Raw genomic sequence first — 13236 nt, 5'->3', positions numbered from 1 at the left:
CAGGAGAACGGACATGGACGAACTGGGCACCATCAGCCCCTCCCTCGAGGAGTTCCGCGACCTGGCACGGACGCACCGTGTCATCCCGGTCCGGACCACGGTTCTGGCCGACGCCATGACGCCCATCGGCCTGTACCGGACCTTGGTCCTGCGGCCCGACGGAACGGCGCCTTCTGGAACCTTCCTGCTGGAGTCCGCGGCGCAGGGCATCTGGTCGCGCTGGTCATGGGTGGGGGTCAGCTCACGGGCCACCCTGACCAGTGACGACGGCGAGGCCACCTGGATCGGGGAACCCCCCGTGGGGCTGCCGACGGCGGGCAGTCCGGTCGAGGCCCTGCGAACGACGATGGACGTCCTGCACACGTCCCGGTTCAACGACGCGCCTCCGCTGACCTCCGGCATGGTCGGTTTTGTCGGTTGGGAGGCCGTTCGGCACTGGGAGAAGCTCCCCAATCCGCCACGGGACGACCTCGGTATTCCCGAACTGGCGATGAACCTTGTCGCCGACATGGCCGTGCATGACAGCCAGAACGGGACCGTGACCTTGGTGGCGAACGCCATCAACGCCGACGGCACCGACGAGCGTGTGGACCAGGCCTACCAGGACGCTCTGGATCGCGTGCATGACATGCTGGCGAAGCTGTCCTCATCGGCCGGTCAGGTGAGCGTCACGAAGGAAGAAGCGCGGGGCCGGGATGTTGTTGGTGCCATGTCCGGCGGTGGAAGCAGTCCGGACATGGAATTCCTCGTGGACCAGTCCTGGGACCGCGAGATCTTCTTGGACTCGATCCAGGAGGCCAAACAGGCCATCGTGGACGGGGAGATCTTCCAGGTCGTCATCTCCCGACGGTTCGAGACTGCACTCTCCGCCGCACCCCTGGACGTGTATCGCGCACTGCGGCGCATCAACCCGAGTCCGTACATGTACCTCTACTCCTTCGAGGACGCCCACGGCCGCGACTACCAGATCGTGGGTTCCTCACCGGAGGCCCTGGTGACCGTGACCGACCGGGAAGTGGTGACGCACCCGATTGCAGGGTCCAGACCGCGCGGCGCCACGCCCGCAGAGGACCTGGTGTTCGAGAAGGATCTGCTGGCCGACGACAAGGAACGCGCCGAGCACCTGATGCTCGTGGACCTCTCCCGCAACGACCTCTCCAAGGTGTGCGTCCCGGGAACCGTCGACGTCACGGAATTCATGGAGGTCGAGCGCTTCAGCCACATCATGCACCTGTGCTCCAACGTCGTCGGAAAGATGCGTGACGACACCCATGCCTACGACGTGCTCGCCGCAACCTTCCCCGCCGGAACACTGTCGGGGGCACCGAAGCCCCGGGCACTTCAGTTGCTCGACCACTACGAACCGTTCCGCCGTGCCGTGTACGGCGGTGTGGTGGGCTACATGGACTTCGCCGGTGACATGGACATGGCCATCGCCATCCGCACAGCTCTGCTGGTCGACGGCAAGGCCTATGTCCAGGCCGGCGGGGGGATCGTGGCCGATTCCGTTCCGGAGTCGGAAGCCACGGAATCACTCAACAAAGCGACGGCGCCGCTGCGTGCGGCCCTGATGGCCGAACAATTACGCGCCCTCGGCCAGGGGGAGCGGCTGTGAGGCGGCTGCGCGGCAAAGGCCCTCTGGTCCTGCTGAACCTGGTCCTTGCAGCACTGCTGTTCGGGTCCGCCTCCCTGGTCTGGTTCAACGTGACCGTGCCCAACCCCGTGCAGGACGTGCACGTGGCCGTGCGGGGCACGCAGGCTGCTCCGGCGGTGCCGGCGCTGGCATTGGTGGCTGCGGCCGCAGCCCTCGCGTTGAGTATCGCCGGACGACGGGTGCGCTGGGTCGTGGCGGCCATCATTCCCCTGGTCGCGGTGGGTGCCGTTGCATCCGTCCTGGGAGCAGTCCTGCAACCCGATCACGCCACGGAGACCGCCGTGGGTGACTCGTCCGGGCTGATCGGAGCGGACACGGAGCAGGTCATGAGCTTCTGGCCCTGGTGTGCCGTGGCCACCGGTCTCCTGCTGGTGCTCTCCGGTGTCTGGACGATGATCGTCATGCGGGGCTGGGCGGTCGGTGGTACCTCCAAGTACCAGGTCACCCGCGGGGAGGGGGCCGACGGAGCCGACCGGGGATCGCCGTCGTTGGGCTCCGGACATGATGCCGACCTGGCCCGCCGAGACGGCATCGACGCGTGGGATGCGTTGAGCGAAGGTGACGATCCGACGGGGCGTTGAGTCCACGGGAATCATGACGTGATGGCACAATGAGCACCAGAGCAAACACCAGGACCGGATGCAGTTGAACGGCATGTGGTTCCACCGGCGGCCTCCGGGCCGCCACACCCTCGAAAAACCTTGGGTCCGGCGGTGGCCGGGCCACGACTCCACGGGAGACCGAGCAGATGTCCAACCAGAATGAGATCGTCCTGGACCACACCGGATACGTCGGACACGGGAACACCCCCGCCGCCTGGGCGTGCGTGGCGATCCTGACCGTGGGCGTGCTGCTCGGCGTCATCGGCTTCACCCTGCCTGCCATGACGTTGTTCTGGGTCGGCCTCGCACTGTGCGGTGTGGGCCTGGTGGTCGGCTTCGTGATGAAGAAGATGGGGATGGGCTACGAAGGTGAAGCCAAGCGCGCGATGGAGAACGGTGGCGCCCGCCACTGAGTGATCACCGGCCGGGGCGAACTCCTTTCGGAGCGCTCCTCCACGGTCAGGTCACACGCCTTCCGGGCCACGGTGAATCCACGCAGCGGCCAGTCCTGATCCCGGGACTGGCCGTTTGCATCATCGTCCTTCGCAGCGCGTTGCGTCAGCAGCGGTTGCGCCCCGAGTCCGACGACGCATCCATGACGCGATGAGGAATTGAGATCAGCATGACCCAGCCGTCCGCAGCAGGTTCGGACCGAGCCACCGGAACCGTCCTCGACGAGATCATTGCCGGGGTTCGCGAAGACCTCGAGGCACGCAAGACCTTGCTTCCGCTGGAGGAGGTCAAGGCGGCGGCGAAGGCCGCTGAACCGCCCAGGGACGCGGTTGCCGCGCTCCGCGGCCCGCACGCCGATTCCCTCGAGGTCATCGCGGAGGTCAAGCGATCCTCCCCGTCCAAGGGGGCCCTGGCACCGATCACGGACCCCGCCCTGTTGGCCTCTGCCTACGAACGTGGGGGAGCGGCGGTGATCTCAGTCCTCACCGAGGCACGGCGGTTCAACGGCTCTCTGGCCGATCTCGACGCCGTGCGAACCGCCGTCGACATCCCCGTGTTGCGCAAGGACTTCACGGTGGACGAGTACCAGATCTGGGAAGCCCGGGCGCACGGCGCGGATCTGGTGCTCCTGATCGTGGCGGCCCTGGACGACGCCACGCTGGCCGGCTTCCTCGACCTCACCCGCAGCCTCGGCATGGAAGCCCTAGTGGAAACACACACCACCGAGGAGATCGAACGCGCTCGACGCGTGGGCGCGCGCATCGTCGGCGTGAACACACGCAATCTCAAGACCCTGGAGGTGGACCCGGACCTGTTCGGACGCCTCGCCGAGCACCTTCCCGAGGACGCCGTGCTGGTGGCCGAATCGGGGGTGACCGATGCCGAGCACGTCGAGCTCTACGCGGGGCACGGGGCGGATGCCGTCCTGACGGGTGAGGCCCTGGTCCGAGCGGGTGACCCCCTGGGCACGGTGGCCACCTTCCGCACGGTCGGTGCCTCCGCCCGGGCAGCGCGACGCGCAGCGAGCCAGGGGGATGGCGTTTCCGGTCGTCTGTCGGAGGCCCCGGGCCCGTACTACGGCGACTTCGGCGGACGGTGGATGCCGGAATCGCTCATCGCCGCCCTGGACCAGGTCGAAGAGACCTTCGAGAAGGCGAAGGCGGACGAGGACTTCCTGGAAGAGTTCCGTCGCCTCAGCCGCGATTACGCCAACCGGCCCTCCCTGCTCACGGAGGCCGAGCGCTTCTCCCAGGAGATCGGGTGTCGCGTGCTGCTCAAGCGCGAGGACCTCAACCACACAGGATCCCACAAGATCAACAACGTCCTGGGGCAGGCCCTGCTGGCCAAGCGCATGGGCAAGAACCGGCTGATCGCCGAGACCGGAGCCGGCCAGCACGGTGTGGCGACCGCAACCGCGGCGGCCCTCATGGGCATGGAGTGTGTCGTGTACATGGGCGCCGAGGACACCGAACGGCAGGCGCTCAACGTCGCGCGCATGCAGTTGCTGGGCGCCTCCGTGGTGGCCGTCGAGAACGGTTCCCGGACGCTCAAGGACGCGATCAACGAGGCACTGCGCGACTGGGTGGCCTCCGTGGACACCACGCACTACCTGCTCGGAACGGCCGCCGGCCCGCACCCGTTCCCCGCGATGGTCCGCTGGTTCCACCAACAGATCGGTGACGAGGCCCGGGCCCAGACCTTGTCGCGGCTCGGCCGCCTGCCCGACGCTGTTTCGGCGTGCGTCGGGGGCGGATCGAACGCCATCGGCATCTTCCACGGATTCCTGGACGATCCCGACGTCGAACTGTGGGGCTTCGAAGCCGGTGGCGACGGAATCGACACCCCTCGCCACGCCGCCACGATCTCCCTGGGGCGCCCCGGTGTCCTGCACGGCGCCAAGACCTTCCTGATGCAGGACGAGGACGGACAGACCATCGAGTCCCACTCGATCTCCGCGGGCCTCGACTACCCGGCAGTGGGACCGGAGCACGCCTACCTCAGCGCCATCGGACGGGCACGGTACGAAGCCGTCACGGACACGGAGGCCATGGACGCGTTCCGTCTGTTGTGCCGCACCGAAGGCATCATCCCGGCGATCGAGTCCTCGCACGCGCTGGCCGGTGCGGTCAAGCTCGGGCAGCGCTGGGTGGGCGAGCTCGGCCCTGATGCTGCGGCAGACAAGGTCGTGGTCGTGTCCCTCTCCGGCCGTGGGGACAAGGACGTGGCGACCGCGGCCAAGTGGTTCGGGCTGGTCCCCGAAGAACACGACGAGATCGACGAGGAGTCCCGGTGATGACCATGGCGGAACCCAAGGACCTTGCCGCACGCCTGCTCCCGCCGGAGGTCCTCGAGCCCAGGCAGTCCCGCCTGGCCCAGCGCATCGAACAGTGTCGCGCCGAAGGACGACCGGCCCTGGTCGGTTATCTCCCCGCGGGATACCCCACCCTGCCCGAATCCATCGAAGCTGCGGTGGCGTTGGGGAACAACGGAGCCGACATCATCGAAATCGGCATTCCGTACTCCGATCCCGTCATGGACGGAGCCGTGATTCAACATGCCACCACCACAGCCCTGGCCAACGGTTTCCGCGTGGCCCAGGTCTTCGAGGTGATCGAGGCCATCTCCACCCGAACCAACGCCGTCCCGGTGGTCATGTCCTACTGGAACCCGATCATGCAGCGCGGGGTAGACCGCTTCGCGCGGGAACTCGCCGCCGCGGGTGGTGCCGGGATCATCACCCCGGACCTGATCCCGGACGAAGCCGACGAATGGTTCAAGGCCTCTCTCGCACACGGTTTGGACCGAATCTTCCTGGTGGCACCTTCGAGCACGCGCGAACGGATGGACCTGACCGTCAAGGCGTCCAGCGGATTCGTGTACGCGGTCTCCATCATGGGTGTCACCGGTGCCCGCGACGCGGTGTCGAACGCCGCGAGCAGCGTCGTCGAACGCGCCCGTGCCGCCGGAGCACGCAACATCTGCGTGGGTCTTGGCGTGTCCACCCGCCAGCATGTTGAGGAGATCGGTGCCTACGCCGACGGTGTCATCGTCGGAACCGCACTCGTCCGCGCCCTGGGCGAAGGAGGACCCGCAGCGGTGGGGGCGTTGACGGCACAGTTGGCCGGACGGAAGTGATGATGGCACTGATCCCACAGTCCATTCCCTCCCCGGACTGGTCCAGCTTCAACCTCGGACCGCTCACCATCCACGCCTACGCCCTGTGCATCATGCTGGGGATGGTGGCCGCTATCATGCTGACACGGAAGCGCTGGCGGGACCGCGGTCTGGACCCGGACATCGTCCTGGACGCAGCCCTGTTGGCGATCCCCATGGGCATCGTGGGTGCCCGGCTCTACCACGTGGCGATCACGGACCCAACCTACTACTTCGGCTCGTGGGAAGGCCTGCGGGAGATCCCCATGTTGTGGCACGGGGGCCTGGGCATCATGGGGGCCGTGGCCTTCGGAGCCCTGGCGGTCTGGATCGTCTGTCGGCGCAACAGCGTTTCTTTCGCGACCTTTGCCGACTGCGTCGCGCCAAGTCTCCTGGTGGCACAGGCGATCGGTCGCTGGGGCAACTGGTTCAACCAGGAGCTCTTCGGGGGTCCCACCACGTTGCCCTGGGGCCTGGAGATTAGCCCGCAGTCAGGCAATTTCCCGGTCGGCATGCCGGTGGACACGCTTTTTCACCCCACGTTCCTGTACGAATCGCTGTGGAACCTGCTGGGTGCGGCGGTCTTGATCTGGCTCGGGCGTTCTGCCCGTACCGCAGGGAGAGTGGACGGCGGCCGACTGTTTGCCGTGTACCTGATCTGGTACGGCCTTGGGCGCATGTTGATCGAACTGTTCCTGCGAATCGACCCGTCATACACCCTCATGGGTGTCCGCATCCACGTGTTCACAGCGGCCGGACTGATCTTGTTGGGCTTGGTGCTCTTCTGGATCCTCAGCCGCAGGAGCCGATGTCGCACTGACGACGGCACGGCCGCAGCCTCCTCGTCCGTTGACCCCACTACGGCGCACGACGGCACTGAGGCTGCCACTCTCCGCGCGGATGCGGTCGAGGAGCCCACCACGGCTCCCGATACGGACCCCGCCACCGACCGCACCCGGTGACCCCGGCCACACCATCATCCCGTAACAAACGCGCAACGTCCCGGACGTATTCTGTCGGCGACCGGTCCGAGGACGCACCGCACCCCCACCCTTCATGGTGCCCGCGTGCGCGCACGCCCCCAGGGAGGCGTCACCGTCCCGCCCAGTGAGGAGAACCTCTATGTCGCAGTCCGATTTCGGGCAGCAGGATCCGCAGAACCAGGCCCCCGGCGCAGCCGAGCCAGCCGACGTCGACGGTGTGGAAGAGTCCACGGACGTCTCTGAGTCGCCGTTCCGCCGCTTTTCCACGGCACCCGAGGAACAGGGACTCTACAAACCGGAGGAGGAGAAGGACGCCTGCGGCCTGGCAGTGGTCGCCAACCTCAACGGCACCGCCGACCACGACATCGTGGAGAAGGCCCTGACCGCCCTGCGAGCACTCGAACACCGGGGAGCCGTGGGCGGCGACGAGGGCACGGGCGACGGCGCCGGAATCCTGCTCCAAGTCCCCGACGGATTCTTCCGCGAGGTCCTCGACTTCGAACTTCCGCCGTTCGGTTCCTACGCCGTGGGTTCCGCCTTCCTGCCCACGGGCATTCAGGGCACAGCCAAGGCCGACAAGCTCAAGACCGCCATCGCCAAGATCGCTGAGTCCGAAGGCCTGCAGGTCCTTGGCTGGAGGGACGTGCCCATCGAGGAATCCGCGGTGGGTTCCGCCGCCCGTTCCGTGATGCCCTACTTCGCGCAGGTCTTCGTGCGGGAGGCCCCGGACGCCAAGGAGGCATTCACCGGGCACATTCCCGTGTACACGCTGGACGGAGAGGCCGCGCAGCGCCAGTTGGACCAGAAGGCGTTCCGTCTGCGCAAGCGGTCTCAGAACCGTCTGGGCGTGTACTTCCCGTCCTTCTCCTCCGCCACGATCGTCTACAAGGGAATGCTGACGACGGCCCAGCTGGAACCGTTCTACCCGGACCTGTCCGACGAACGCTTCGGCACACGGCTCGCGATCGTCCACTCCCGGTTCTCGACCAACACGTTCCCGTCCTGGCCCTTGGCACAGCCCATGCGCATCCTGGCGCACAACGGGGAGATCAACACGGTCAAGGGCAACCGCAACTGGATGAGGGCCCGCCAGTCGCAGCTGAAGTCGCCGCTGCTGGGGCGCAACCCCGAGGAACTGTTCCCGATCTGTTCCGAGGGCGCCTCCGATTCCCAGTCCTTGGACGAGGTCGCTGAGCTGCTCATGCTCTCCGGTCGTCCGATCACCCAGGCCATGATGATGATGATCCCGGAAGCCTGGGAGAACCACGAGACCATGGACCCGGACCGCAAGGCCTTCTACGAGTACCACTCGACCCTCATGGAGCCCTGGGACGGGCCCGCGGCAGTGGCCTTCACGGACGGTCGTCGCGTGGGATCGGTCCTGGACCGCAACGGCCTGCGCCCGGGACGGTTCTGGGAGACCGAGGACGGCCTGGTTGTGTTCGCCTCCGAGGTCGGCGTCGTCGATCTCTCCGATCGCAAGATCGTGCGCAAGGGGCGCGTCTCGCCCGGAACCATGTTCCTGGTCGACACCGTCGACGGGCGGATCATCGAGGACGCCGAAATCAAGCGGGAGGTGGCCTCCCTCAAACCGTGGCGGGAGTGGACCTCCGGCAACCTGGTCCGCTTCGAGGACCTCCCGCAGCGTGAGCACATGGTTCACCCGCGGCGTTCGATCGAACTGCGGCAGAAGACCTTCGGGTACACCCACGAGGAACTGCGGAAGATCGTGGGCCCCATGGCCCTGGCCGGTGCCGAGCCCATCTACGCCATGGGCACCGACACTCCAGTGGCGGTCCTGGCCGACCGTCCGCACCTGCTGTTCGACTACTTCGTCCAGTCGTTCGCCCAGGTCACCAACCCGCCGCTGGACGCCATCCGGGAAGAGCTGGTCACCAGCCTCAAGGGTGCGCTGGGCCCCATGGGCAACCTACTGACCACCAAGCAGGTCAGGACCCACCAGATCGGTCTGGACTTCCCGGTCATCAACAACGATCAGCTGGACCAGATCGTGCACCTGGACGACGACGACGGCATGCCCATCGCGCTCAAGGTCCGCGGCCTGTACCGCCCCGAAGGCGGTGGAGCCGGCCTGCGCGCACGGATCGCCGAGATCTGCGAGAAGGTATCGGCCGCCGTCAACCGTGGTGTCGAGTTCGTCGTGATCTCGGACCGCGACTCGAACGGTCAGTGGGCACCGATTCCGTCGCTCCTGCTGACCAGCGCGATCCACCACCACCTGCTTCGCTCGGCCACCCGCACCCGGTGCTCGCTCGTCGTCGAGGCCGGCGACGTCCGCGAGGTGCACCACGTCGCCCTGCTGATCGGCTACGGCGCGTCCGCGGTCAACCCGTACCTGGCCATGGAATCCGCCGAGGAGCTGGTGCGCACCGGTCAGATTGCGGGGGTCACGGAAGAACAAGCCGTGCACAACCTCATCAAGGCCCTGGGTAAAGGCGTGCAGAAGATCATGTCCAAGATGGGCATCTCCACTGTCTCCTCCTACTGCGGTGCCCAGACCTTCGAGGCCCTGGGACTCTCGGCCGAAGTCATCGACGACTTCTTCGCGGGCACGCCCTCGCAGATCGACGGCGTCGGTCTGGACGTCATCGCTGAAGAAGCTGCCGCCCGGCACCGCCGCGGCTACCCGGCCGACGGTGTCAAGGAGCCCTACATCGGTCTGGAGACCGGTGGCGAGTACGACTGGCGACGCGACGGCGCACCACACCTGTTCAGCCCCGAGACCGTCTTCCGTCTGCAGCACGCGACCAAGACGGGGCGGTACGACGTCTTCAAGACCTACACCCGGCTGGTCGACGACCAGGCCTCCGAACTCAAAACCATCCGCGGTCTGCTGCACTTCGACGAGTCCCGCACGCCGGTGCCGATCGACGAGGTCGAACCCATCGAGTCGATCCTCAAGCGGTTCTCCACGGGGGCCATGTCCTACGGCTCGATCTCCAAGGAGGCGCACGAGACACTGGCCATCGCCATGAACCAGATCGGTGGCAAGTCGAACACCGGTGAAGGCGGCGAGGACGTGGACCGTCTCATGGATCCGGCGCGACGGTCCGCGATCAAGCAGGTGGCCTCCGGACGTTTCGGCGTCACCAGCCTCTACCTGACCAACGCCGAGGACATCCAGATCAAGATGGCCCAGGGGGCCAAGCCCGGTGAGGGTGGCCAGCTGATGGCCCAGAAGGTCTACCCGTGGGTGGCACGGACGCGGCACTCCACCCCCGGTGTCTCGTTGATCTCACCGCCGCCGCACCACGACATCTACTCGATCGAAGACCTCGCCCAGCTGATCTACGACCTCAAGCGCGCCAACCCGCGGGCACGGGTCCACGTCAAGCTCGTCTCCGAAATCGGAATCGGGACCGTGGCCAGCGGTGTGACCAAGGCACGCGCCGACGTCGTCCTGGTCTCCGGGCACGACGGCGGCACCGGCGCGGCACCCCTGAACTCGCTCAAGCACGCCGGTCTGCCGTGGGAACTGGGCCTGGCGGAGACGCAACAGACCCTGATGCTCAACAACCTGCGCGAACGCGTGGTGGTCCAGGCCGACGGTCAGCTCAAGACCGGGCGCGACGTGATGATCGCTGCCCTGCTGGGGGCCGAGGAGTTCGGGTTCGCCACCGCGCCGCTGGTGGTCGAGGGCTGCATCATGATGCGCAAGTGTCACCTGGACACCTGCCCCGTGGGCGTGGCCACCCAGAACCCCGTCCTGCGTGAACGCTTCACCGGCAAGGCCGAACACGTGGTCAACTTCTTCAAGTTCATCGCCGAGGAGGTCCGTGAGCTCTTGGCACAGCTGGGCTTCCGCACCATGGACGAGGCGATCGGGCACGCCGAGGTCCTGAAGACCCAGAAGGCGATCGACCACTGGAAGGCCCAGGGACTCGACCTCCGACCGATCCTGCACTCGTCCGTACTTGAGCACGATGGCCGTGCGGTGCGGTCCGGCAAGGGACAGAACCACGAACTCGACCAGCACTTCGACGTCACGTTGATCGAGGAAGCTGCTCCGGCTCTGACCACGCGTGAACCGGTCACCCTTGAGCACCGGATCGTGAACACCGACCGTGCGGTGGGCACCATGCTCGGCTATGAGGTGACCCGGTCCTTCCAGACCGACGATCTGGCTGACGACACGATCACCGTTTCCCTCCACGGGCAGGCGGGCCAGTCCCTCGGCGCGTTCATGCCCAAGGGCATCACGCTGCGACTGGAAGGTGACGCGAACGACTACACGGGCAAGGGCCTCTCGGGCGGGCGGATCGTGGTGCGCCCCGAGCATGACGCGGGCTTCGCCGCCGAGGAGAACGTCGTGGCCGGCAACGTCATCGGCTACGGGGCCACGGGTGGTGAGATCTTCCTGCGTGGTCGCGTGGGGGAGCGCTTCCTGGTCCGCAACTCCGGGGCCACCGCCGTCGTCGAAGGCATTGGTGACCACGGGTGCGAATACATGACCGGTGGCCTTGCGCTGATTATCGGGCCCACCGGCCGTAACTTCGGTGCCGGTATGTCCGGTGGTGTTGCCTACGTTCTGGATCTCGCCGAGACCTCGGTGAACCTCCAGTCCCGGACCTCGGGCGAGCTCATGCTCATGGAACTGGACGAGAACGACGCCGTGACCGTGGAGACCCTCTTGCGGCGACACGTCGAGGAGACCGACTCGGCTCAGGCGCTGTCGTTGCTCGCTGAGCTGCCCGCCACCCTCAACCGACTGACCAAGGTGCTTCCGCGCGACTACTCGTCCGTTCTGGGCCTGCGCGCCGAAGCCGAAGCGAAGGGTTCCGACCCCGACGGGAACGAAACCTGGAACAAGATCCTGGAGGTGACGACCCGTGGCTGATCCGCGCGGATTCCTCAAGACCACCGAGCGGCAGGACCGGCCCAAGCGGCCCGTCCCCGTGCGCATCATGGACTTCAAAGAGGTCCAGAAGGCCCAGGATCCGGAGGTGCTCAAGGCCCAGGCCGGGCGCTGCATGGACTGCGGCATCCCGTTCTGTCACCGCGGTTGCCCCCTTGGCAACCTCATCCCGGAGTGGAACGACCTGGTTTGGCGCGGACACAGCCGCGAGGCCGTTGCCCGCATGCACGCGACCAACAACTTCCCCGAGTTCACGGGACGGGTCTGCCCGGCACCGTGCGAGACCTCGTGCGTGCTGGGCATCAACCAGCCCGCGGTCACGATCAAGCAGGTCGAATACGCGATCGGCGAGATGGCCTTCGAGGAAGACATCGTGGAGCCGTTCATCCCGGACCGCCTGGTGGGACAGACCGTGGCCGTGGTCGGCTCCGGACCCGCAGGTCTGGCGGCCGCACAGCAGCTGACCCAGGCCGGCTTCACGGTGGCCGTCTACGAACGTGACGATCGCATCGGCGGCCTGCTGCGCTACGGGATCCCGGACTTCAAGCTCGAGAAGGAGGTTCTGGACCGCCGCCTCGAGGTCATGCGCGCCGAGGGCACCCGCTTCCGCACCGGTGTCGAGATCGGACGCGACATCACCTGGGACCAGCTGCGTCGTCGGTACGACGCCGTGGTCATGGCCACCGGTGCGCTGGAGCCCCGTGAACTGGGTGTGCCCGGCCGCGACCTTGCCGGTGTCCACCACGCGATGGACTACCTGACCCAGGCCAACCGTGTGGTCGCCGGGGATGAGGTACCCGACCAGATCCACGCGAAGGGCAAGCACGTCGTGGTCCTCGGCGGTGGCGACACGGGTTCCGACTGCATCGGCACCGCGAACCGACAGGAAGCGGCGTCCGTGACCAACATCGCGATCGGTTTCGAACTGCCGGTGGATCGTCCCGAGGACCAACCGTGGCCCATGGACCCCCGGGTCCTGGACGTCTCCTCGTCGCACGAAGAGGGTGTCGATCGTGTCTACCTCTCGTCCACCGTTGAGTTCCTCGGCGAGGATGGGCACGTCACCGGTCTGCGAGTGGCCGAGACCGAGTACCTCCCTGACGGTCGCCGTGTGCCGAAGGAGGGCACGGAACGCGTGGTTCCCGCTGATCTGGTGCTGCTGGCCCTGGGCTTCACAGGCAACCAGTCCGGCGACGCCGTCGAGCAGATCGGCACCGGCCTGGACCAACGCGGCAACATCGACCGGGACGACACCTACATGACCAACGTGGACGGCGTGTTCTCCTGCGGCGATGCGGGGCGCGGTGCATCGCTGGTCGTGTGGGCCATCGCCGAAGGCCGGGCCTGTGCCTCCTCCGTCGAGAAGTTCCTCACGGGCAGCACGCGACTCCCGTTCCCCGTGGGCCCCACGACGCGCGGCATCGATCTGCGCTGACCGTCGAGAACTACGATGAGGGCCCCCGGCTCCCCGCCGGGCGGGGGGGGGGGGCGGTGCGGCGCGGGTCGCGGGCCGCG

At 66.9% G+C, this 13236-nt stretch carries 8 protein-coding genes and 1 pseudogene; all 9 read left to right on the top strand.

The genetic code is table 11. The features are described from left to right. The first annotated feature begins 13 nt into the window (after positions 1 to 13). The 9 genes and pseudogenes from GWK18_RS00365 to GWK18_RS00330 all read left to right on the top strand — a co-directional run bounded on the left by GWK18_RS00365 (position 14) and on the right by GWK18_RS00330 (position 13156). Positions 14 to 1615, top strand: a complete 1602-nt coding sequence (locus GWK18_RS00365) for an anthranilate synthase component I (protein WP_166832439.1) — start codon at positions 14 to 16, stop codon at positions 1613 to 1615. Next, entirely contained in the window at positions 1612 to 2235 is a 624-nt protein-coding gene (locus GWK18_RS00360; protein WP_158609468.1) for a Trp biosynthesis-associated membrane protein, read from the top strand. Before GWK18_RS00365 ends, GWK18_RS00360 begins: the two co-directional genes overlap by 4 nt. A gap of 167 nt (positions 2236 to 2402) precedes the next feature. Further along, a complete protein-coding gene (locus GWK18_RS00355) occupies positions 2403 to 2669 on the top strand; it encodes an HGxxPAAW family protein (RefSeq protein ID WP_123824238.1) in 267 nt (88 codons plus the stop codon). A gap of 209 nt (positions 2670 to 2878) precedes the next feature. Continuing rightward, positions 2879 to 3712, top strand: a pseudogene (gene trpC, locus GWK18_RS12995) (indole-3-glycerol phosphate synthase TrpC); the annotation flags it as partial. A gap of 48 nt (positions 3713 to 3760) precedes the next feature. Further along, entirely contained in the window at positions 3761 to 5002 is a 1242-nt protein-coding gene (gene trpB / locus GWK18_RS12990) for a tryptophan synthase subunit beta (protein WP_245192675.1), read from the top strand. Then, positions 5002 to 5844, top strand: a complete 843-nt coding sequence (gene trpA / locus GWK18_RS00345; protein ID WP_123824242.1) for a tryptophan synthase subunit alpha — start codon at positions 5002 to 5004, stop codon at positions 5842 to 5844. Before trpB ends, trpA begins: the two co-directional genes overlap by 1 nt. Positions 5845 to 5846: 2 nt before the next feature. Continuing rightward, positions 5847 to 6824, top strand: a complete 978-nt coding sequence (lgt, locus tag GWK18_RS00340; protein ID WP_348535781.1) for a prolipoprotein diacylglyceryl transferase — start codon at positions 5847 to 5849, stop codon at positions 6822 to 6824. Between the two features lie 160 nt (positions 6825 to 6984). Further along, positions 6985 to 11703, top strand: coding sequence for a glutamate synthase large subunit (gene gltB, locus GWK18_RS00335; RefSeq protein WP_166832433.1), 4719 nt, complete (start codon positions 6985 to 6987; stop codon positions 11701 to 11703). Then, positions 11696 to 13156 (top strand): glutamate synthase subunit beta, encoded by a 1461-nt coding sequence (locus tag GWK18_RS00330; RefSeq protein WP_123824248.1) that lies wholly within the window; start codon positions 11696 to 11698, stop codon positions 13154 to 13156. The genes gltB and GWK18_RS00330 overlap by 8 nt, the downstream gene beginning before the upstream one ends. The last annotated feature ends 80 nt before the right edge of the window (positions 13157 to 13236 follow it).

The organism is Kocuria sp. JC486, assembly GCF_011602805.1.
GTDB lineage: Bacteria > Actinomycetota > Actinomycetes > Actinomycetales > Micrococcaceae > Kocuria > Kocuria soli.
This window is presented reverse-complemented; position numbering and strand designations above follow the sequence as displayed.

What these genes read in the sequence shown, in the direction of transcription:
- GWK18_RS00365 (WP_166832439.1), top strand. Translation starts at nt 14, where the DNA reads ATGGACGAACTGGGCACCATCAGCCCCTCCCTCGAGGAGTTCCGCGAC.
- GWK18_RS00355 (WP_123824238.1), top strand. Translation starts at nt 2,403, where the DNA reads ATGTCCAACCAGAATGAGATCGTCCTGGACCACACCGGATACGTCGGA.
- trpA (WP_123824242.1), top strand. Translation starts at nt 5,002, where the DNA reads ATGACCATGGCGGAACCCAAGGACCTTGCCGCACGCCTGCTCCCGCCG.
- lgt (WP_348535781.1), top strand. Translation starts at nt 5,847, where the DNA reads ATGGCACTGATCCCACAGTCCATTCCCTCCCCGGACTGGTCCAGCTTC.
- gltB (WP_166832433.1), top strand. Translation starts at nt 6,985, where the DNA reads ATGTCGCAGTCCGATTTCGGGCAGCAGGATCCGCAGAACCAGGCCCCC.